We start from the raw sequence: 21348 nt of genomic DNA on the forward strand, positions 1-21348 counted from the left end.
TGCGTGACGCTACAGACAGCGCTAACGCAGCGACCGAAACGCAGTGCGGAGTTCTTCGGTAAAGAGTTGCGGCTGTTCCCAGGCCGCAAAGTGACCGCCTTTGTCGGCTTGATGAAAGTAGATCAAGTGACTGTAAGCGCGTCGGGCCCAGGTTTCTGGAGGGCAGTAGACGTCATCGGGAAACACCGTGACTGCCACCGGCAGGGAAATCTCAGTCGTCTTCTGTGCGGCGGAGGACAGCGGGCTCCGTCCCATGTTTTCCCAATACAGCCGTCCTGCCGACGCGGCACTGTTCGTCAGCCAGTACAAGGTGAAGTTGTCCAGCACTTGATCCTTTGTTGGCAGCTGTTGAGTGTCGGCGCCGTACTTCCATTTCGAAAACCCTGGGTGAACGAGCATCAGTGCGGCCAGAAAGGTCGGTGAATCCGCCACGCCGTAGCCCATCATCTGCGGGCGTGCGGCCATCATCGCGCTGTACGCCAGGCTCCCTTGCTTGATCAGCGTGGCGACGGCGTCGAAGGTTGCGCGTTCCGGCTCGGAGAAGTTCGCCGGGGCCGGTCCACCGGCGGCGAGTGCCGCCGTGGCCTCTGACGGCAGCGTCGCCGGCAGATTGAGGTGAATGCCGAGCAATCCGGCCGGTGCCTGACGCGCCAGTGCGCTGGTGATCGGGCCACCCCAGTCGCCACCCTGGGCGACGTAGCGCGTGTAATTGAGGCGTGTCATCAACTGCGCCCAGACCCGCGCAATATGATCCGGGTCCCACCCAATGCCAGTGGGTTTGCCGGAGAAGCCATAGCCAGGGATGGACGGAATCACCAGATCAAATGCATCCGCCGCGTTACCTCCGTGAGCGGCGGGGTCAGAGAGCGGGCCGATGACATTGATAAACTCGAGCACAGAGCCCGGCCAACCGTGTGTCATGATCAGCGGCAACGCATTCGGACGGGGAGAGCGCACCCAGATGAAGTGGATGTCGACCCCATCGATCGTCGTTACGTACTGCGGTAAATCATTGAGCCGAGCCTCTGTTTTGCGCCAGTCGTAATGGGTGCCCCAGTAGTCCACAAGCTCCTTCAGTTGTTGCAGTTGAGCGCCTTGGGACGGGTCGGGAACGGTCTCTTTGTCCGGCCAGCGGGTCGCCGTAATTCGGTCGCGCAGATCCGCAAGATCGCGGTCAGGAATGTGGATCTGGAAGGGCCGGACGGCTTCGGTAGCTTCAGTGGAAACTGCTGCGGCGGGAAGCGATGAGCCGAGCATGACGACGGCTGCGGCGACGACGAATGCGAGTTTCATTTTCACTTCCTCGGATGAGGGCAGGCGAGACGGTATTGCTGATTGAAGGTTAGCAGTTAAGCCGCGCTGATTTTGTCTCCCGTGAGGGTTGCTTCACTGCCATCGGACGGTCGCTAAAGCCACGTATTCAGCACTCGCCGATCCAGCTCTTCCCAATCCGCCATGCCCAATACCCGCGTGGTGTTCAACCCGCGCAAATAGCCGCGCAACTGCTGGGCGGTAGCCCGGACAAGCTCCGGGTCGGGCGCGTGTTCGCCTGACAAGACGGTTTCATACTGGACCAGATACTCGGCTACCCGGTCACGAAAGTCCGGCAAAACGGCGTCGCGGATCAAGTCAAAAGTTCTCAAGGGAAGATCCTCATCAGAGTGTTCAAGTGGCGTGTATCGGTCTGAACGGCGCGCAACTATTGCTGGGAGTAATAATGACCATCATGAAACGCGAGTTCTACTTTGCTGACAATAGTCGGAAAATCAGCTCCATCGACACAGCGCTCACGAAACCAGCGTGACTTGATGAACCGAATTTTTGATTTCAGGATGAGACCGATGCGTCTTTTATATGTGCCGGCCATGGCGATTGGTTTTTTATTGCTCGCCGGTTGTGCTTCAGCGCCGAACGACCCGACCCTGACCTTGCAGACCAGCAAGACTCCGGCCCAGTACGCTGAATGCGTCGTACCGAAATTGCAAAGCCATGCGTTGAACCCGACCGTCTCACAAACCCAGCGTAGCTACCGGATCGTGGTGCCGAGCAAAGTCGCGGCGAACAACGTGCTGGAAGCCTACAAGGTCGGGAATGGCGGCAAGGTGTTCATCTATGAGCGGCACTTGCTGGCCTCGAACCTGCTGCCTTCGAGTTTTGAGCGCGCCGCACAGGATTGCATCTGACCCTGGCCCATCTACGCTTTCTACAGAGCTCCTTTGGTTGGCCGCAACCAACCAATTTTTTGCCCCGCAACCCATTTGGTTGCGGGGCTTTTTTTTGTTCGCGAATGAACAACTGCTGCTTTTGATAATGGACGCCGCGCTCTAAACCTCAAGCTGTTTCCGGGGCTCGAATTGACTGGTCATTCACTTGTCTGAATCGACAGGCCAAACCGGTATTCCTGGTCTGCCCCTGCTTGCCGCGAGGTCTGTTCGATCAAGAAACCACAACGTTTGAGTACTTTTGCCGAGCCGATATTGTCGGCGTAAACGTTGGCAATCAGTTGATTGAGGTTCCAGTGCACCTGCGCTTGCTCGATCAAATGGTTCACCGCCCGCGTTGCCAGCCCTTGTCCGCAAGCGCTTTGAGCAATCCTATAGCCGACTTCTGCCGAGCGAGCGGACGTGTCGATGTCTTTCAGGTTCGCTCGGCCCACTATTTTTCCGCCAGCGTCTACGATGACAAAGGGGTGCCAGGTGCCGGCGGCATAGTCAGATAAATAGGTCGCAATGTGCTCAGTAACGCCCCGCACCGAGTAAAAAGCAGCACCGCGTGCGTCAATGTGGCGCTCGAACCACTCGCGATTGTCCTTTTCGAAAATCAGCAACGCCTCGGTATCAGTGCTTTGCAGGGTACGAATTGTGACGGGCTCCATTAGGACACTCCTTTTCCTGGTGGAGAGACTTTAAATAGTTGTGCAGAGGCACACTTGTCGGTCGTTAGTTGGGGTGGCGCTCGTACAGAATGACCTGTTGAGGAAGCAACTCACAATTCGAAAAAACCTATTGAATAAAAACTCTATAAACGGGAAGCTCACTGGCGCATTGCTAGCAACCAGTAAGTGAGTATCGCCAGTTTCTGGCTCAGGGAGCGCTGATGAGTTTTCGTCCTTTGACCGACTTTCCGTGGCAATCGAACGTTTGCGACGTTGTCGCCTCTCAGCTTAAAGGACATTCGGATGCTGTCGGCATGACCTGCGCAGGCAACGAGGACACGATCGAACACTTACTGGACTCAGCGCGCAACTGGGCGCACACCACCGCGTGGGTCGTTTACCGTGCCGGTGAACAGATGCATTGGCTAGGGCAGGGCGATCCGCAAGCACAGTGGCCGTCAAGTGTCACGAATGACGAGTTCGACGCCTTTTGCCTGACCCGACACTTGCACCGCTGGCCGACCGGCAACGGCGAAAGTGTGCTGGGTTGGCTACTCGCTCCAGCCGCCGAGGCTACGGAACCGGCGTTCGCCGAGTTTGCCCAGCGCCTGGGCATTCAGGTACAGACCAATACCCTTGCCCGGGCGCAGATTACTCAGCGTGTGTTGTATGAAATCACCTACCTGGCCAGTTCGACCCGCGACCGCTCAGTGTTTCTGGTGGGGGTTCACCAGTTACTGGCGAGCCTGATCGACGCCGAGAACTTCTATCTCGCGCTGTATGACCCGCACAGCGGCAAGATCGACTACCCGTATTACGTCGACATCATCGACGTTGATGCCGTGGAGTCCTCGCACTACGAGTACCTTGACCTGACGCACCTGTCTTTGACCGGCCAGGTGTTGACCACTGGCCAACCGTTGCTGATCGACGCCGCCGGCATTCTTGCGGCCCAGTCCGAAAAGCGTTTTTTCTGCATAGGCGATCGTCCCGAGTTCTGGATGGGCGCACCGTTGAAAAATGCCTCGGATGAAGTGTTTGGTATGCTTGCCATGCAGGTCTACGAGGTTTCTCGTACCTACAGCGCCGAGGACCGCGCGCTGTTTCTGGTGGTGGCCCGTCACGTGGCCATGGCGCTGGACCGGATTCTGCACCGCGAGGATCTGGAAGCGACCGTGATGCGGCGCACCCTCGAGCTCTCGGCACTCAATGACGCTTTGAGGCAGGAAGTGGCGGAGCGCGAGCGCGCCGAGCATCTGCAGAGCGCGCTGTTCCAGATCGCTGAACTCTCCAGCCAGCCTGGCGACATGGCTGAGTTGTTTCAAACCTTGCATGGCATCGTCGGTGATCTGCTGTTCGCGCGCAATTTCTACATTGCGCTGTTCGATGACGCGACCGGTGAAGTGACCTTCCCGTATTTTGTCGATGAGCGGCAGACGACCTGCCCGGTGGCCCGGCGAGGGCGCCGGGGCTTGACTGAGTACGTTATCCGTCAGCGTCGACCTTGCCTGATTGACTCCGGCGAAGCTGAGCGATTGTCTGAGCAGGGCGAAATCGAACTGGCCGAGGAATATGTCCGATCCTACTCTTGGCTGGGCATTCCTTTGTTCGATGGCGATGTGGTGCGTGGTGTGCTTGCGGTGCAAAGCTATACCTCGCAGGTGCGCTATACCCTGCGTGACCAGGAATTGCTGACGTTCGTGTCGCGGCACATTGACACTGCGTTGTCGCGACGCACCGCCGCCGAAGCGATCCACGCCGCCAACCTCAAGCTCGAAGCCCGGGTGCAGAACCGCACCCGCGAACTCGATCACGCCAATGCCAAGTTGCAGCACGAAAACTCCCACGATGCGCTGACCGGGCTACCGAATCGTACCTACCTGCAACAGCGCCTCAATCTGGCCTGGTCGCAGTTCGGCAGCGAAGGCGGGCACCTGGCGGTGATGTTCATCGACCTCGACCGTTTCAAACTGGTCAACGACAGCCACGGCCACCATTTTGGCGACCTGCTGCTGATGCAGGCTGCCCACCGTTTGCGCGGTTGTCTGCGCGACAGCGACATGCTCGCGCGCCTGGGGGGCGATGAGTTTTCCGTATTGGCTCCCGAAGCGCCGCTGGAGGTGGTGATCGACATCGCCGAACGGATCCTGCTGGCGTTTGACCTGCCGTTTTTAATCAATGGCTATGAAGTTTTTTCGTCCTGCAGTATCGGAATAGTCAGCGCCGACAATCAGTTCCATCAAGAGCCTGCCGATTTGCTGCGCGATGCCGATGCGGCGATGTACCGGGTCAAAAGTGCCGGGCGCGACAGCTACGCGGTGTTCAATCAGGAAGTGCGCCGTGAGGTCTCTGACCAGGTTGAACGTGAAGGGGCCTTGCGCAACGCGCTCAAACGTACCGACGAACTGCTGCCGTATTTCCAGCCAATTGTCAGCGTCGAAAGCGGCGAATTGTTGGCCCTTGAAGCGCTGATCCGCTGGCATCAGCCGGGCGGCCGGGTGATCGCACCCGGCGAGTTTTTGCCGGATGTCGAGGGTTTGCGCCTGATCGGTCGACTGGACCTGTACATGCTGAACAGCATCGCCGCGATCCTCGCACAGCCTGAACACGCCAATTGGCCTCCGGTACACGTCAATTGCTCCAGCTACAGCATGACGCGTCCGGACTTCGCCAGTGACGTGCTTGCCCTGTTGGCGCGGTACCGGGTCGCGCCGTCGCGGATCTGCCTGGAATTGACCGAAGGGGCGCTGGTGGCAGAGCCGGCAATTGCCCGACTGACCATGCAGCAATTGGCTGACAACGGCATGTCGGTGGTGCTCGATGACTTCGGTGCAGGGTTTTCATCCCTGAGCTATGTACATCAATACCGTTTCAGCGGCTTGAAGATCGACAAGTCGTTCATCCTCGAACTGACCACCAGTCCTCGCAGTCGCGCGATCGTCCGGGCGATTGTGCGGATGGCTGAATCGCTGGACCTCAGCGTGGTGGCCGAAGGCGTCGAGGATGAGGCGACGCTGGTCTTGCTGCGCGAAATGGGCGCGGGGCAAGCCCAGGGTTATTATTTTGCCAAGCCGATGGGGTTGCAGGCATTGCTGGCGAGTTCGTTGATGGGGCCAGACTGTGTGTAAACATAGCAATCTGCGTTGCGATCGAAGAAATGCTCCCTATCGAAAGATGCGGAGCATTTTTCGATAGGGCCTACACCTCGCTTCTGATTCGATGCTTTCAATGCGATGAATATCGCTCTGGATGACATGGAGTGATATGCAAAAGACTACTCGATCATCCAGTTCTTTAAGTCGCAATGTACCGCAGCGAGGCTTATCCAAACGCTGGCTCCCTCCGATATCCGCTCGTTGAGGGCTATTTGATCGCCGACAAGTATTGGCGAGTTAAGCAAAACTTAATTACGGATAAAAGCCCGTAGATCGTCGGTCACCTTGTCAATCGCAGCCTTGAAGTCCTTGGTAGTGATTTGCTGGCTGGCGTTTGAAAGTTGGCTGCCGATCACCTTGCGCACCACCTTGGCCACGGTCTGATTGGTCTTCGCGTCGATGAACTCGGCTTCGATGAACAGGTTTGTGTCCTGATCCCGATGTCCGGTGGCCGCTTGTGTCGCCCCGACCACGGCCGCGACCGGAACGACTTCATACCATTTCATGCCTTCGTTCGTAGCGTTTACCCCGGTGATGGCCGCACGGAGGATCAAGGGTCTGGCCCCGGCAGGTGCGGCGGCTGGGCTGGACACCACCCGGTATTTCTGGCCCAGCACGCCCTTGGCCTTACTGGTCATATAGCTCTGGATATCGTTGAGTGTCTGTTGGTTTACTCGCTCATTGGGCTTGGGTTGCGGATAGAGTTCCAAGCCTTTGAACACGACAGTGTCATAGGCATTCGGGTTCCAGGAGGGAATCACCCAGCGCATTGCCTTCTCACCCGTAGTGGTAGTCACTTCCTGCAGGTTGTTGTAGTTGGATAGATAGCCGGAATATTGCGCTTCGTCGGTTACTTTCGAGGTGCAACCGCCGAGCAGCAGACTCGTCAGTGCAGCGCCGATGACCAACTTTCGGGAGAGGTTCATAGCGGTGTGTGCTCCATGGGTTAAGTCGCTTTGTAATTGGCAAGGGGTTAGAAACGCCACGTCATGTTTCCGGTCAGGGCTTGAATCCAGGCATTGTCGAACTGACCGGAAGTTCTGACGCCCGACGCGGATTTGGTCTGGTCCACCGGCATGTCGCCGAGCCAGACCAGGGCCCAGCTGACGTTGACGTCGGTGTCCTTGTTCAGAGCATAGGTGGCCCCGGTCGCCAGGCGCCAGGATTCGCCCATGGGCACGGTAAACGTGCGATTGCCATCCGACACCGCGCTGCTGTCGTAGGCCACGCCGACGTTCCACAGCAGTTTTTGCGTGGCCTGGTACTGCGCGCCGAACGCCAGTTGCCAGGTGTCTTTGAAATGGGCGTTGATCGTTGTCGATTCGGCGCCGACGGCGGTGGTGTCGACTTGCACTGCAATGTCACCGAACTCGGACCAGTCCTGCCAGTTGACCGAGGCCAGCAATGCCCATTGCGGGTCGAGTTGCTGGAACAGGCTCAACGTCACGGTTTGCGGCACGGTCATGCCGAGTTTGGTATTGAGGCCATCGAGGCGTCGCAACAGTGGGCCATCGCCTTTGACGTCCAGTCCGTCTTCGAAGTCCAGATCGACCTTGCTGGTGTAGGCCAGGCCAATGCGAGTGCCGGTTTGCGGGGCGTAGATCACCCCGACGTTGGCGCCAAAACCCCAGTCGTTGTCTTTGTACTTGAACTGGCCGTCGCTGCGGTCGGTGAGTCCGAACGGCGAGCGGTCGATGGCGGTCTGCGCTTGCAACATGCCGTACATGGCTTTCACGCCGACACCGACTGACCATTGCTCGTTGAAGCGGTACGCCACGCTGGGCACAAACGACAAACCCGCGAGGCTGGCGTTCTGAGCGAAGTAGCGGCCGGACCATTCGTTGTCGTAATTGGCGGCCAGGCCAAAGTCACCGTAGTTGCCAAAACCGACGCTCCAGTGCTCGTCCAGCTGATGGCTGATGAAAAAACTGCCGCCGGGAATCGGGTCGAGGGCGTTCCCACTGCCGTTGCCCGTACCGTTGGTGTTGCTGTCACGATCAAAGCTCAAGTTGCCGTAGAGCACCTGCAAACCACCGGTGATTTGCGTGCCCGGCAGGTAACTCAGGCCGGCCGGGTTGCTGGCGATCGTGGATGGACCTTGAGCCCGTGCGGCCGCACCGGCGTTGGCAAGGCCAGCATTATCGGTGCCGATTTCGTAGAGCATGATGCCGCCGGCATACGTTTGCTGGCAGCACAGGGCAAGCAGGGTGGAGACGGATAGGATGGACGTTTTCATTGGCATTGGGTTACCTCGGCAAAAGTACTTCCCGAAGAAGGGTGGCCGGCGTCTGCCACCCGTTACTCAGTGGCTTACTTGGCCATTTCCGCCCGAGCCGCAGCGATCTTGGCTTTGACGGAGTCGAGGTTGAAACTGGCGCCTTTTTGCATCGGAGGAAATTCAATCGCGGTTTCAGCCAGTTTCGCCACTTGCTGCTGGACGAAAACGAAACGCCAGAACTGGAACTTGAACCAGTCGAAGTACTGTTGGGAACCCTGGGCGGCCTGGTTTTCCGGCCACCCCATACGTTCGAACGGATCGAGGCGCAGGTTAGTCAGGATCGGCACGTCTACTGCAACCTTGGCGCCCATCCAGCCGCCCGGTTGATCGATGAACCGGTACTTGTAGTCATCGATCCGCACCGCGCCCAACGCACTCTCGCCAAAGTAAAAGATCTCATGCCGGTTGGACGGGCCTTTTCCGGTGATCAGTGGCGTCTGGTCATAGCCGTCCAGATGGACTTTGTAGGTGCGGTCACCCAGCTGTTTACCTTTGAGCAGTTCGGCGCCGATGTTCGGATTCCCCGCCGCCGCCAAGAAGGTCGGAAACCAGTCCATGCCGGACATGAGGCCGTTGGCGATGGTATTGGCCGGGACATTGTTCGGCCAGCGAATGATCGCCGGAACGCGGAAACCACCTTCCATCACCGTGCCTTTGCCCATGGCGAACGGCGTAGTGCCGCCGTCGGGCCAGGTGAAGTTCTCCGCACCGTTGTCAGTGGTAAAGACCACGATAGTGTTGTCATCCATGCCGTCTTTTTTCAGCTTGGCCATGACGTCGCCGACGATATCATCGAGCTGCGCCATGCCGGCTTCCTGTTCCGACCAGCCATTCTGGGAATTGCGCATGGCTTCGTATTTGTCGGAGAGGTGCGTGACGATGTGCATGCGGGTCGGGTTAAGCCACAGGAAAAACGGTTTGTTGTCCTGTTTGGCTTTGTCGACAAAGGCAAAGGCCTTGTCGCGAATCTCGTCGTCGACGGTTTTCATCCGCTCCGGATAAAGGGTGCCGGCGTCTTCGATCTTCTGTTTGCCGACTTTGCCCCAGCGCGGCATCACCGTCGTGTCGTCGGTAGCGGTTGCCCAACTGTGGACCATATTGCGTGGGCCCACGGTGTCCAACAGCTCTTTTGGGTAGTTGGGATGTGCCGGGTCTTCCATGGCGTCGAGGTGGTAGAGGTAACCGAAGAACTCGTCGAAGCCGTGCACGGTGGGCAGGAACTCGTTCAAGTCGCCCAAGTGATTCTTGCCGAACTGACCGGTGGAGTAACCCATGGATTTGAGTGCGGTAGCGATGGTAACTGCTTCAGCGGGAATGCCGATGGGCGAGCCGGCCTGGCCGACCGTGGTCATGCCAGTGCGGATCGGCAGTTCGCCAGTTATGAAATTGGCGCGTCCGGCAGTGCAGCTGGCCTCGGCGTAATAATCGGTGAAGCGCATGCCCTCGTTGGCCAATTGGTCGAGGTTGGGCGTTCTGCCGGCCATCATGCCCTGGTTGTAGACACCGATATTGGACCAGCCTATATCGTCGCCCATGATCACCACGATATTGGGCGGTAACTTTTCAGCCGCTAATGTGATGCTGGGACATACCCATGCAACCAGCAGCATAGACGCTGAAATGAGTTGGGTGAGCTTTGTCTGATTCATAACGAGATCCCGTGCAACAAAGTGAGCACTTGGAACGAGCCCCCGCTCGCCCCTCTGTTTGGATCCCCCGCGATGAGCGTAGATTTGATTGGCAAATTAGCCAGCGGCTTTTTATTTCTATCCGGTCAGGTCTCCATGGCGGCAGATGCAACGCCTATCAACGGGATGTGAAGGCTCAAACGCAAGTGATCATGGACAACATATCGCATACGTTGGAATCGGTCGGTGCGAAGCTTGAAGATATTTTCAAGGTCACTGTATGGCTATCCGATATGAAGCATTTCTCAGACTTCAATCAGGCTTACGCAGCGTATTTCAGCAACGGCTTCCCTGTTCGGTCGGTCGTCAGCGCCAAGCTGGCGTTTGATCTGGATGTCGAGATTGAAGTCCAGGCTTTAGCGCCTCAGGCCTTCTGAATCAAAATTGCCGCCATCCTGTCCACTTGTATTGAGAGCAAACTCACTATGGCCCTGCATATCAACACCCCCCTTATTGAATCTCGCCCGCTGAGCGCCATAGCCGGGGGCACCATCTGGCTCAAGCTCGACGCTCTTCAGCCATGTGGTTCTTTCAAGCTGCGCGGCGTCGGCCACGCGTGTGAAATTCATCACGCGCGTGAGGCTACGAGATTCATATCATCTTCGGGAGGCAATGCAGGACTGGCAGTAGCGTATGCCGGGCGTGTGTTAGGTGTCCCGGTGACGGTAGTTGTTCCGGAAACTACGACTGAACGAGCAAAAGAGTTGCTCGCGTTGGAAGGGGCGAAAGTAATCGTTCACGGTAGCTCTTGGCAGGAGGCAAACCAGCTGGCATTGACACTCATGACCTCCAGCGATGCATTCATCCATCCGTTCGACGACCCGCTTCTTTGGTCTGGGCATGCGACTCTGATCGACGAAGTCGCCGAGCTTGGCCAAAAGCCTGATGTGGTAGTGCTCTCAGTCGGCGGTGGAGGGTTGCTCTGCGGCGTAGTCGAAGGCCTGTATCGCAATGGATGGCAGGACATTCCAGTCATAGCAGTGGAAACTGAAGGCGCTGCTTCTTTCCACGCCGCAATAATGGCTGGTAAACCTGTGGAAATAGAAGGCATCAGCTCAGTTGCAACATCTCTTGGAGCCAAGCGGATCTGCAACCAGGCATTTGAGTATTCCACTACTCACAACGTAAAAAGCGTAACGGTCACTGATCAGGATGCCCTCGATGCGTGCCAGCGTTTTCTGTTGGATCACCGTGTGCTTGTTGAGCCTGCGTGCGGTGCCGCGCTCGCCGTAGCCTATAGTCCTCATGCGCTAGACCGATACGACAACGTTCTGTTGGTGGTATGTGGCGGAGCCACTGCGACCCTTGCACAGATCCAGCAGTGGTCGGCAAAGAAATGAATAAAGGTTCCATAGATAAATCAAGCTGGAGCCTCATTCGTGACGCGCACCGAGGGAGTGACAGCCTATTCCTCGTGGTATCAATGATATTGGGATGTCTGATTGGCCTCATCGTCGACCTCTTGCGAGATGCTTAATTAACTTCAGACGCTCCATCATCCTGAGCAAATGTATGAGAGGCCGCCTCTATCCGCTCTTCGAGCTGGGCAATGTAGGTTTTAGCGTCCTCCAGGTTGGGGAACGAAACTGCCGTTTCGCCTAGCCAAACTTTGCAACCGCTTCCTTGCTCATTTGTTTCAATAGTGATTTTCATCTGCAAACCCTTTGCTGTCGAGGCAGCGGAGGGTAACGCACTTTTTTGATGATTAAAAAAGTATCAGAGGCTCTACATCAGGGGTTTCAAGGCTATTTGATATCATTTTTTAGACTTCGCTAGGTCTTTCTCCAGGTGATCAAGCAGCGATGCTAGTTTCAACTCGGCATCAGCCAACGCCTGTTCTGACGCGACTTTCCAGTAGGGGGAGATTTCGAGCAAATCAGGTTCCGCCTCGGCCCGCAGGCACCATTGATGATGATCGTGCCATGAGCCGAGCGACGCTTGTACCGACTTCAATTGATCCCTGGATTTTGCCTTGAGCGGTGACAGTGTTGGAAACGCCTCGGAGAGGTATCTCGCGTTTTTCACAATGATCCTTAGCTCGTGCCGATCAAAATGTTTGTCCCGAAGGCCGGCGATCAGTTGAGTGATTCTTTTCTTCAGGGCTTTCTCTATCTGTCTTTTGATATCAACCAGTTCGCCGGCTCTCTCGGCTGTCCTGAATATCTCTGGCCATCGATCCAGTTCGGCAAACAGATTGTCGAGCGCCGGGCTGGTGGAGATCTTTCGATGCTGTTTTGTGAGGGCTGCGGCTCGACTCGCTGCCTGGTGGTGATAGCCCATTTTTTGCAACTCACCAATGATGACCTCCAGATCCCTCGTGGGGGTAGTTACTCTACCGACTTCAGCGGCAGCCTGATTCAACGCTGAGACCTCAGGCATGTTACGCAGCGGGCGCAAAAGGCTGCGTATTTTCCGCGCCGCGATCCTCAGATCATGCAGGGCTTCACTGTCGCTGTTGGCTTGTAGCCGGGCGCGCGAGTGATAGAGGGAGACTTCCAGGGAAATGATCTGAGCTACAAAATCGTCGACAAAAGACATCATCGTCCTCGCTTGTGAGTGCGTTCGCAGAGCGTAGCAGAGCTATTGTTCGTTGCAGCCATTGCGCACGGGCACTGCAATATAAAATTCATCAAGTTGCCGCTGTGGATTCGCGGGAAGTCGATAGACTGGAATCTTTTGTCGCAGGAATGGTGTTGATGCGTCGTGTTGTTTTCAATCAAAAAGGTGGGGTAGGCAAGTCGAGTATTGTGTGCAACCTGGCTGCTGCAAGCGCAATGGAAGGCTACCGGACGCTCGTTGTCGACCTGGACGCCCAGGCCAACTCCACTTATTACCTCACCGGCCTGACCGGGGACGACATCCCGGTGGGTATTGCGGACTTTTTCAAGCAAACCTTGTCTCCGGGGCCGGCAACCAAAAAAAGCCGCGCTCATATCGTTGAGACACCCTACGACAATCTTCACCTCATCACTGCCAGCGGCGAGCTTGCGGATTTGCAGCCCAAGCTGGAAGCGAAATTCAAGATAAACAAGCTGCGTCGGCTGTTGGACGACATTTCCCAGGATTACGACCGGGTTTATATCGATACGCCTCCGGCGATTAACTTCTATACGTTCAGTGCACTCATCGCAGCGGATGCGGTTTTGATTCCATTTGATTGCGATACCTTCGCTCGTCAGGCGTTGTACCAGGTGCTGGCACAGGTGGCAGAACTTCAGGGGGACCATAATGAGTCATTGGTCGTTGAAGGGATTGTCATCAATCACTACGTCAGCACCACTGGCTTTCACCGCAATCTGGTCAAAGAACTCATCGCGGAAGGGCTGCCGATTCTTCCGGTGTATCTCGGCAGCTCGGTGAAGATGCGTGAATCACATGAGCGTTGCCAACCTTTGATTCACCTCGACCGGCATCACAAGCTGACAGGCCAGTTTGTTGATCTCTTGCACCTGCTGGAGGAGGCAGACTGAATCGGCACGGGCACTGAAAGATTTGGAAATAGTGCATTCCATCGACTTGAGGTCGGGCGATCAAAAACGCTGCTTAACTGAGCATTGGCATTATTCAGATCAACTGTCCAAGCGGGGTGAAAGGAATGGCTGACAAGTTCCGGGTGCTGTTTGTCTGCGCAAAAAACGATGTCCGTTCCTTGCTGGCCGAAGCGCTGCTTCGCCACACTGATTCTTCACACTTTGAAGCTTTCAGTGCTGGCCTCGAACCCGGCGAGGTTGATCCTCGCACCCTGGAGTCTCTCGAACACATTGGCATAGAGACCAATGGCTTGCGTAGCAAATCGATCAATGAATTTGAAGGGCAAGAGTTTCATTACGTGATCACTCTGTGTGATAAGTCTTCTGAAGAAGCTTCACGGATGCCGTCCTCCGGTGAGGTCATCGTGTGGAGTTTTGAAGACCCGACGACCAGTGAGAAACATGAGCCCTTCCGTCATGCACTCCAAGAGATTCACGACCGCATCAAAATGTTCGTCACAGTAAAGACAAGGTCGTGATGTTTCGATATTCAGGAGGAAAAAGCTTCTGAGCGTTGTTGCGCAGGCTCCGTGTTTCTGTGCGGTTGCTGCCAAGCTAACTGTGCCTGGACTTCAGCTGCTGCATTTAAAACGCTCTGCGCCCAATTCTCATCATCCGGACGCACGACCACTACGCGAAAACCGTGATCATAGCCTTCAATCTGCACGCCCTCGGAATCATCGACATGCAAGTCGATATCGAATGCGGGTGGAAACTTCGAAGGGGAGTTCGAAAGCCCATGCGCTGTCAGGGCATGGTTATGCCGAACACTGTTGACCACACCGTCAACGTGGATACCGTGCAGTAATAACCAGCGCCTGATGTAAGACGGTGTCCGACCGGACGACGTGTAGACCCAGATGCTGCATCCCTGTCGGCGTAACTCTCGGGTCAGGTCGCGTGTTCCCCTACGCAATGGCTCGCCCAGCCAACGATGAACAAAAGCCGGCAGCCTGCTGTGCTCGACAGCGCAGTGATGGGCCTGACAGGCCAACGTGTCATCGATATCAAACGAAATACGGATGCGCTGGCGGCTGAACGCGTCCATCGGAATGGAACGCTTGATTGCTTGCCACGCTCGACCGCTGGAAACCCGGCATCTGTCGAGCATCGGATACCTGCTCATCATTCGCCCCCCAGATAGACGGGCACTGGTTTGTCGCTCACAAAAAATTCCCTTGGGTCAGGCGCTTGTTCTTCCAGGAAGGCTGCATATTTTTTCTTGATCTTGGGCAATTCGTACAAGGCCTTGACGCCATGTTTGGCGGAGTTGCGGATGACGGATGACGGGTTGAAGTAACCCTCGGCGTTGTCCAGCGTCAGTACGAACGGCGGCAGCCCTGCACGCATGAGCAAGTAACTGACGATCAGCGACCCAGTGCGGTTATTGCCTTCAATGAACAATTGCGGCTTGCTGAGGATTCGTACATAGACGCCGGCCGCACGCTTCCAGACAGATTCGCTGCGATACGCACAGTACCAGTTGTACAAGTCCTTTATCCCGCCTTCAACGTTGTTGAAGAAGTGTTCTTCGGTAGCCGCGAGGTGCTGAGCGTACTCCAGACGACGTGCCGGGTCTCGGCCGCAGAGAACGGTGGCATTGATCTCCAGCATCAGGTTCAGTTGCTGAAGATCGAACAGATCGACACCACGGGCGACATAGTCGTCAATCAGCGCATAGCCATCAACCACATTGCGCAGCACTTCGTCAGTCAAGGGATCACGCGGCTCGGTGAAGTGCCTGCTGAGCTCGGCAAAGCGACCCTGCACCTTACGGAGTGCACGCTCGATTGCTGGCAAGTCAAGACGACGCTTTGCGGACATTGGCAATCCTGATTAGAAGTGTGAGAGGTAAAAAGACCGAAGGCATGCCAATGTCGTTTGCCATTGGCTGCTTTCGGTCTTGACCGGACGTTTGTCGATTAGCTGAATTTGCCGCTGATGTAATCGCTCGTCATTTGCTCGCGGGGATTGTCGAATATCTGGGCCGTGGGGCCCATCTCAACCAGATAACCGGTACGCGTACCCTGGGAAATATCCACCGAGAAAAATGCCGTGGTGTCAGCGACACGGATCGCCTGCTGCATGTTGTGAGTCACCAGCGCGATGGTGTAATCCTTCTTCAACTCGACCATCAATTCTTCAACACGGCGGGTGGCAATCGGGTCGAGTGCCGAGCACGGCTCATCCAGCAACAGGACTTCCGGTTCGGTGGCGATGGCGCGGGCGATACACAGTCGTTGCTGCTGGCCGCCCGAGAGGGACAGGCCGCTGACCTTGAGTTTGTCCTTGACTTCATCCCACAGCGCAGCGCCTTGCAAGGCGTGCTTGACGCGGTCACCCAGGTCGCCCTGATAGCGATTGAGGCGCAGGCCAAACGCAACGTTATCGAAAATGCTCATCGAGAACGGGTTTGGTTGTTGAAACACCATCCCGATGTAGCGGCGCACAACCACGGGATCAACACCCTTGCCATAGACATCTTGCCCGAGGAAATGCACATGGCCCTCGAAACGAAAGCCTTTGACCAGATCATTCATCCGGTTGAGGCTGCGCAGAACCGTACTTTTGCCGCAGCCTGAAGGACCGATGAATCCAGTAATCTTGTTTTTTTCGATCGGCACATGGCTATCACGTACCGCCATGAAATTGCCGTAAAAGATCTTGTCGAGCTTACAATCCATGACCACAGGTACCTGGGTCTCGAGCGGGGCGACTTTTTGCGCAGATAATACATTCACACTATGTGCTCCCATTCTTAGAACTTTGGCTTGCCAAAAATACGGCTGATGATATTCACGATCAGCACGATCATCACCAACACCAGCGAGGCAGCCCATGCGAGCTCAAGCTGATTGTCGAAGGGCATACCTGAGAAGTTGTAAATCAGCACGGCAAGCGATGCGGTCGGATTCATCACCGCCAGGCTGCCGTCGTGGTAGATCCAGTAGTTGCTGAACAGGGCCGTAAACAACAACGGCGCGGTTTCGCCAGCTGCACGAGCCACCGCCAGCATCACGCCGGTCAGGATCGCCGGCAGGCCGGTAGGCAGTACGATTTTCCAGATAACCTGCGATCGGGTACAGCCCATGCCATAGGCGGCATCCTTCATGATCTTGGGCACCATCCTCATCGATTCTTCAGCTGTCAGCACAACGATCGGCAGCATCAATACTGCCAGCGCCACGCCGCCTGCCGGTGCCGAGTAGGTACCCGTGGTCATCACCACCAGGGCGTAGGCAAAAACCCCGGCCAAAATCGAAGGCAGCCCTGTGAGCATCTTGGCGGCAAAGCGCGCGGCATTGGCTAGCTTGCTATCCGGCCCCAGCTCAGCCAGAAAGATGGCCGCCATGATGCCGATCGGAACCGCGATGGCGGCCGCGATACCAACCATTACGAAGGTGCCTGCCATCGCGTTGCCGAAACCGCCGCCAGTCTCAAAGCCGGTCGGCGGCAGTTCGGTGAACACCTCCAGGCTGAGACGGGCACCACCGCGGGTGATCAGCATGTAGAGCACGGAAATCAGGGGCACGCTGGCCAGCAGGGCGCCAGCCCAGACCAGCGTCGTCAGCACCAGGCTGCGCAGGGCGCGGCCTTCAAACTTGCGCTGCAGGCTGGGCAACGCGGCCGCAGGGGAAGTGAGATCAGTCATTATTTCGTACCTCGCTGGGCATAGACCATGATCATGGATCCGATGACGTTCACGATCAGGGTGATCAGCATCAGGACCAGTGCCGCATACATCAACACCTCGATCTCGGTCGGTCCCGCCTCGGGGAAGTTCAACGCCAACAAGGCAGCCAGGGTATTGGCGGGTGCAAACAGCGAAAGGGAAATGTTGTTCGAGTTGCCTACCAACATGGCCAGGGCCATCGTTTCACCCAAGGCCCGGCCCAGACCCAGCACCAGCGAGCCAAAAATGCCGGTGGCAGCGGAGGGCACCATGACCTTGAGAATCGCTTCCCAATGGGTGGTTCCCATGCCATAGGCCGCCTGCTTGGTTTTCATCGGAACGCCGGTGAGGGCATCCTGCGAAACGGCGGCAATAGTCGGCAGAATCATGATGGCAAGCACCAGCGCGGCAGGTAACAGCCCCGGTCCGCTCAAGGTCGTGCCGAAAAAGGGGATCCAGCCAAGTTCACTGTTCAGCCAATCCGTGAGGGGACGAATCGCCGGGATCACCACGTAGATGCCCCACAGTCCATAAACGACGCTGGGAATGGCCGCGAGCAATTCGACAATGGTGCGAAAAACGGCCGCCAGTTTCGCGGGCAGGAAATCCTGGGTCAGGAAAATCGCCATGCTGACGCCGAAAAAGCCTGCGATCATCAAGGCGATGAAGGCGCTGTAGAGCGTGCCCCAAATGGCCGGCAGAATGCCGTACTTGCCCTGGTTCACGTCCCACACGGTCCCCAAAAGGACGTCAAAACCGTGTTTCTCCATACCTGGAAGTGCCTTGCGTCCCACCTCGAACACCAAGGCAAAGACCAGCGCCAGAACGAGAACCACACCGATGCGCGCCAGTGCGCGGAAGGTGCGATCAACCAGAAAATCCTTTGCAGACGGTGGACGGCAGGCGGAATCCGGATTGACCGGTACGACAAATGGCTTGTTCATGGGCTATTCCGGCGTAGGGGAGAACGCTCCCGGCGAGGCTGGAAGCACACGCCGAGAGGTCTCGCGAGCGTCACTGGATGTTGGCGGAAGCTTTGCGAACCTGATCGACGACCGATTGCGGCAGGGGGATGTAGCCCATCGAATCGGCGATTTTCTGACCTTCAGTCAGGCTGTACTCGACCATTTCACGCATGGCTTTGGCCTTGGCCGGGCTTTCGTTCTGCTTGCGGAAGATCATCCAGGTGTAGGAAGTGATCGGGTAGGACTTGGCGCCATCCGGATCAGGCAGCCAGGCCACCAGGCTTTCAGGCATCTTCACCGCAGCCAGAGCCTCGGCACCGCTCTCGGCATTCGGCACAACGTAGTGACCGGCCTTGTTCTGCAATTGGGCAAAGTCGACCTTGGCCAGCTTGGCGAAGCCGTACTCGATGTAGCCAATGGCGCCCGGGGTCTGGCGTACGGTAGCGGTCACGCCATCGTTTTTAGGCGATTTGATGAATTTGTCGCTGGCTGGCCAGTTGACGGTGTTGCCTTCACCCAACTCCTGCTTGAACGCCGGGTTGATTGCCGCCAAGTGCTTGGTGAATACCGCGGTGGTGCCGCTGGAATCTGCACGCACGACAACGGTGATCGGTGTAGCAGGCAGTTTCAGCTCCGGGTTGGCCGCGACGATCTGCGGGTCGTTCCATTGGGTGATCTTGCCCAGGAAGATGTTGGAGTAAACGTCGCGTGGCAATTTCAGACCTTTAGGACTGCCTGGCAGGTTATAGGCCAGGACGATTTCACCCGCGGTCATCGGCAACAATTGCGCCCCTTCGGCAACCTTGGCGATGTCCTCGTCTTTCATCGCCGAGTCGCTGGCGGCGAAATCAACGGTTTTGTTCAGAAAGTCCTGCACACCTGCACCGCTGCCCTTGGATTGATAATCCACGGTGACGCCAGCGGTTTTCTTGCTGAAATCCTTGAACCAAGTGAGGTAAATCGGAGCCGGAAAACTGGCGCCGGAACCTGTCAGGCGAACGCTTTCTGCAGCGAAAGACACTGAGGTTGCACAAAGAGAAACCGTAATGGCGAGCGCAGCAGACTTCATCAAATTTTTCATCGAAGGAACTCCTTGTGATAGCGGGCTCCGGAACTCTGCAACAATCTTGTTACGCTTTTATGAAAGTCGGGTGGCACAAGATCCCGCTGACGGACTTGTCTGCCAGCTCGATATCGCCTTGCATCCGTAGTCGCCCCTGATGCGAGCCTGCTTTGAAGCAAAGTTTTTTGTAATTACTTCGTAACAAAGTACGACTAACACTGACTCAGGCCCTTCCCGACGCGAGTTGCTCCCATGCTATCAACCGAAGACACCCTGATACAGCGCATCCACCGTGAGCTGCTTGATCACAGTGACGAAGAGCTGGAACTGGAATTATCCGAAGACGGCACTGACCAGAATGCTCTGTTCGATGAGAAGCTAGAGGAAGGAAGTGAGAAGGAAGCTCGAAGAGTTTATTTCAGCGAACTATTCCGCCTGCAAGGCGAATTGGTGAAGCTGCAAAGCTGGGTGGTAAAGACAGGTCACAAAGTAGTCATTCTGTTCGAAGGTCGTGATGCCGCGGGCAAAGGTGGTGTCATCAAACGCATTACCCAACGGCTCAATCCTCGCGTGTGCCGGGTTGCCGCGTTGCCTGCACCCAATGACCGCGAACGTACTCAGTGGTACTTCCAGCGCTACGTCTCACACCTGCCGGCAGCGGGTGAGATCGTGCTCTTCGACCGTAGTTGGTACAATCGCGCAGGCGTCGAACAGGTGATGGGTTTTTGCAACGCCGATCAGTACGAAGAGTTCTTCCGCACCGTGCCAGAGTTCGAAAGAATGCTTGCACGCTCCGGCATTCAGCTAATCAAATATTGGTTCTCCATTTCCGACCAGGAACAACACCTGCGCTTTCTCAGTCGCATTCACGACCCGCTCAAGCAGTGGAAACTCAGCCCCATGGATCTGGAGTCCCGTCGGCGCTGGGAAGCCTATACCAAGGCCAAGGAAGTGATGCTGGAACGCACCCACATCGCCGAAGCGCCATGGTGGGTGGTGCAAGCCGATGATAAGAAGAAAGCAAGACTTAACTGCATCCACCACCTGCTCGGGCAGATGCCCTATGAAGAAGTAGAGTTACCGGTGATCGAGCTACCGCAACGCGTAAGACAGGAGGATTACTCCCGCAGCCCGACGCCACCGGAACTCATCGTTCCTCAAGTCTATTAAGAGAGGCTGGAGCGGGGCGCGCTTCGATTGGAGAGCAGCATTCGAAGCCGAATAGCCTGAACGACCGCCTCGCAAGCCTTCTAATTGCGGTGAAGTCGGGGCACAGTGCCCCGGCATTTATAAGTCAGAAGCGAACGTGGCGTCCCCCTGTAACTGATGAGCGTCAGCGGTCGTCTGGCGACCCACCTTGAACCATGCGGCGTACAACGCCGGGACGAAGAAAATCGTCAGCACCGTCGCCACCGTAAGGCCGCCCATGATCGCAATTGCCATCGGCCCCCAGAACACGCTGCGCGTCAGCGGGATCATTGCAAGTACGGTGGCCAGCGCCGTCAGCATCACCGGACGGGCCCGGTGAATGGCAGCGTCCAGCACCGCGTTCCACGGGTCGCGTCCTTCGGCGATCTCGATCTGCACTTGATCGATCAGGATCACTGCGTTGCGCATGATCATGCCGCCCAGTGCAATGATGCCCGAGTTGTTCTGTTGTTATATCGCTACGATTTACTTAAGTGAATGGCAGCTTTTGGCGGTTCTCTGCCGGTCATGTCGCCACCAATCATTCTGGTCAAATACGGTGCACATGATTGGTCAGGTCCAATAAAAAGCTTAGTCGCTGTCGATGCGTTTCGGTGGGGCAGGTCAAGTCTGAACTAAACTGTTCTCCAGGCTTCCGGATGCTGGGCCTGGGTGTTCAGCAACGGGAGCTTAAAACACTAAATCAGCTCTCAGCGGAAATGATTGAGTCTTGGCTGGCTTCAGCCGCCAGTTTCAATCGGTCAGCTTTACTCACGTATTTAGTCTTGCTTTGCGGTGCCAATTTGGCGCTGGCCTTTTTGGCGTGAGCCTTTAACAGCTGCTTTATTTTTTTTTGACGATTCATGTTTCTCTACTCAGCTTGTAAGTTCTGGAATGATACCGATAGGGATACGCAGAAGCTTTGCGGGTCGT

At 56.4% G+C, this 21348-nt stretch carries 22 protein-coding genes and 1 pseudogene; 7 read left to right on the forward strand and 16 right to left on the reverse strand.

The features are described 5' to 3' along the window. Window positions 1-21: 21 nt before the first annotated feature. Together ACI77H_RS08735 and ACI77H_RS08740 are read right to left on the reverse strand one after the other, a co-directional pair. A complete protein-coding gene (locus tag ACI77H_RS08735; protein WP_407011507.1) occupies window positions 22-1293 on the reverse strand; it encodes an epoxide hydrolase family protein in 1272 nt (423 codons plus the stop codon). A gap of 113 nt (window positions 1294-1406) precedes the next feature. Beyond that, window positions 1407-1643 carry a hypothetical protein gene (locus ACI77H_RS08740; protein ID WP_407011508.1) on the reverse strand — a complete coding sequence of 79 codons (237 nt, stop codon included), beginning with the start codon at window positions 1641-1643 and terminating at the stop codon, window positions 1407-1409. Window positions 1644-1841: 198 nt separating this feature from the next. On the opposite strand from ACI77H_RS08740, the gene ACI77H_RS08745 reads away from it, so the two are divergent. Next, the gene (locus tag ACI77H_RS08745; protein WP_407011509.1) at window positions 1842-2183 is read left to right on the forward strand and encodes a hypothetical protein; all 342 of its coding nucleotides are present in this window, start codon (window positions 1842-1844) and stop codon (window positions 2181-2183) included. Between the two features lie 179 nt (window positions 2184-2362). On the opposite strand, the gene ACI77H_RS08750 is transcribed toward ACI77H_RS08745, so the two are convergent. Then, window positions 2363-2875, reverse strand: coding sequence for a GNAT family N-acetyltransferase (locus ACI77H_RS08750; RefSeq protein WP_407011510.1), 513 nt, complete (start codon window positions 2873-2875; stop codon window positions 2363-2365). 221 nt (window positions 2876-3096) lie between these two features. Here ACI77H_RS08750 and ACI77H_RS08755 point away from each other — a divergent pair, with 221 nt between their 5' ends. After that, on the forward strand, window positions 3097-6003 hold the full coding sequence (locus tag ACI77H_RS08755; RefSeq protein ID WP_407011512.1) for an EAL domain-containing protein: 2907 nt from the start codon (window positions 3097-3099) through the stop codon (window positions 6001-6003). A 275-nt stretch (window positions 6004-6278) separates the two neighbouring features. On the opposite strand, the gene ACI77H_RS08760 is transcribed toward ACI77H_RS08755, so the two are convergent. The 3 genes from ACI77H_RS08760 to ACI77H_RS08770 all read right to left on the reverse strand — a co-directional run bounded on the left by ACI77H_RS08760 (window position 6279) and on the right by ACI77H_RS08770 (window position 9957). Further along, window positions 6279-6956: a DUF3313 domain-containing protein gene (locus ACI77H_RS08760; protein ID WP_407011514.1), complete on the reverse strand. Its 678-nt coding sequence runs from the start codon at window positions 6954-6956 to the stop codon at window positions 6279-6281. 47 nt (window positions 6957-7003) lie between these two features. Next, window positions 7004-8272 carry an OmpP1/FadL family transporter gene (locus tag ACI77H_RS08765; RefSeq protein ID WP_407011515.1) on the reverse strand — a complete coding sequence of 423 codons (1269 nt, stop codon included), beginning with the start codon at window positions 8270-8272 and terminating at the stop codon, window positions 7004-7006. A 68-nt stretch (window positions 8273-8340) separates the two neighbouring features. Continuing rightward, on the reverse strand, window positions 8341-9957 hold the full coding sequence (locus ACI77H_RS08770) for an arylsulfatase (protein ID WP_407011516.1): 1617 nt from the start codon (window positions 9955-9957) through the stop codon (window positions 8341-8343). A 191-nt stretch (window positions 9958-10148) separates the two neighbouring features. On the opposite strand from ACI77H_RS08770, the gene ACI77H_RS08775 reads away from it, so the two are divergent. Both ACI77H_RS08775 and ACI77H_RS08780 read left to right on the forward strand, forming a co-directional pair. Beyond that, window positions 10149-10373, forward strand: coding sequence for a RidA family protein (locus tag ACI77H_RS08775; RefSeq protein ID WP_407011518.1), 225 nt, complete (start codon window positions 10149-10151; stop codon window positions 10371-10373). A 48-nt stretch (window positions 10374-10421) separates the two neighbouring features. After that, on the forward strand, window positions 10422-11336 hold the full coding sequence (locus tag ACI77H_RS08780) for a pyridoxal-phosphate dependent enzyme (protein ID WP_407011520.1): 915 nt from the start codon (window positions 10422-10424) through the stop codon (window positions 11334-11336). Window positions 11337-11469: 133 nt separating this feature from the next. Here the strand turns inward: ACI77H_RS08780 and ACI77H_RS08785 are convergent, their stop codons facing one another. Both ACI77H_RS08785 and ACI77H_RS08790 read right to left on the reverse strand, forming a co-directional pair. Further along, entirely contained in the window at window positions 11470-11649 is a 180-nt protein-coding gene (locus ACI77H_RS08785) for a hypothetical protein (protein WP_407011521.1), read from the reverse strand. Window positions 11650-11751: 102 nt separating this feature from the next. Beyond that, window positions 11752-12534, reverse strand: coding sequence for a CHAD domain-containing protein (locus ACI77H_RS08790; RefSeq protein WP_407011522.1), 783 nt, complete (start codon window positions 12532-12534; stop codon window positions 11752-11754). Window positions 12535-12692: 158 nt separating this feature from the next. Here ACI77H_RS08790 and ACI77H_RS08795 point away from each other — a divergent pair, with 158 nt between their 5' ends. Together ACI77H_RS08795 and ACI77H_RS08800 are read left to right on the forward strand one after the other, a co-directional pair. After that, window positions 12693-13466 carry a ParA family protein gene (locus tag ACI77H_RS08795; protein WP_407011524.1) on the forward strand — a complete coding sequence of 258 codons (774 nt, stop codon included), beginning with the start codon at window positions 12693-12695 and terminating at the stop codon, window positions 13464-13466. A gap of 125 nt (window positions 13467-13591) precedes the next feature. After that, complete coding sequence (locus tag ACI77H_RS08800; protein ID WP_407011526.1) at window positions 13592-14005, forward strand: arsenate reductase ArsC; 414 nt, start codon at window positions 13592-13594, stop codon at window positions 14003-14005. 11 nt (window positions 14006-14016) lie between these two features. Here the strand turns inward: ACI77H_RS08800 and ACI77H_RS08805 are convergent, their stop codons facing one another. From ACI77H_RS08805 to pstS, 6 genes are all read right to left on the reverse strand, one after another. Continuing rightward, entirely contained in the window at window positions 14017-14652 is a 636-nt protein-coding gene (locus ACI77H_RS08805; RefSeq protein ID WP_407011561.1) for a hypothetical protein, read from the reverse strand. Then, window positions 14652-15350, reverse strand: coding sequence for a hypothetical protein (locus tag ACI77H_RS08810; RefSeq protein ID WP_407011528.1), 699 nt, complete (start codon window positions 15348-15350; stop codon window positions 14652-14654). Before ACI77H_RS08810 ends, ACI77H_RS08805 begins: the two co-directional genes overlap by 1 nt. A 98-nt stretch (window positions 15351-15448) precedes the next feature. Next, a complete protein-coding gene (gene pstB / locus ACI77H_RS08815; RefSeq protein WP_371856345.1) occupies window positions 15449-16282 on the reverse strand; it encodes a phosphate ABC transporter ATP-binding protein PstB in 834 nt (277 codons plus the stop codon). Window positions 16283-16284: 2 nt separating this feature from the next. Beyond that, entirely contained in the window at window positions 16285-17178 is an 894-nt protein-coding gene (gene pstA / locus ACI77H_RS08820; protein ID WP_407011530.1) for a phosphate ABC transporter permease PstA, read from the reverse strand. After that, complete coding sequence (pstC, locus tag ACI77H_RS08825) at window positions 17178-18143, reverse strand: phosphate ABC transporter permease subunit PstC (RefSeq protein WP_090454569.1); 966 nt, start codon at window positions 18141-18143, stop codon at window positions 17178-17180. The genes pstA and pstC overlap by 1 nt, the downstream gene beginning before the upstream one ends. Window positions 18144-18213: 70 nt before the next feature. After that, complete coding sequence (pstS, locus tag ACI77H_RS08830) at window positions 18214-19245, reverse strand: phosphate ABC transporter substrate-binding protein PstS (RefSeq protein WP_407011532.1); 1032 nt, start codon at window positions 19243-19245, stop codon at window positions 18214-18216. Window positions 19246-19479: 234 nt separating this feature from the next. Here pstS and ppk2 point away from each other — a divergent pair, with 234 nt between their 5' ends. Beyond that, on the forward strand, window positions 19480-20397 hold the full coding sequence (gene ppk2 / locus ACI77H_RS08835; RefSeq protein ID WP_407011533.1) for a polyphosphate kinase 2: 918 nt from the start codon (window positions 19480-19482) through the stop codon (window positions 20395-20397). A gap of 117 nt (window positions 20398-20514) precedes the next feature. On the opposite strand, the pseudogene ACI77H_RS08840 reads toward ppk2, so the two are convergent. After that, window positions 20515-20871, reverse strand: a pseudogene (locus ACI77H_RS08840) (efflux RND transporter permease subunit); the annotation flags it as partial. Between the two features lie 247 nt (window positions 20872-21118). Then, window positions 21119-21280, reverse strand: a complete 162-nt coding sequence (locus tag ACI77H_RS08845; protein ID WP_407011535.1) for a DUF2986 domain-containing protein — start codon at window positions 21278-21280, stop codon at window positions 21119-21121. Window positions 21281-21348: the final 68 nt, after the last annotated feature.

The sequence above is a fragment of the Pseudomonas sp. O230 genome (genome assembly GCF_045447035.1).
Lineage (GTDB): Bacteria > Pseudomonadota > Gammaproteobacteria > Pseudomonadales > Pseudomonadaceae > Aquipseudomonas.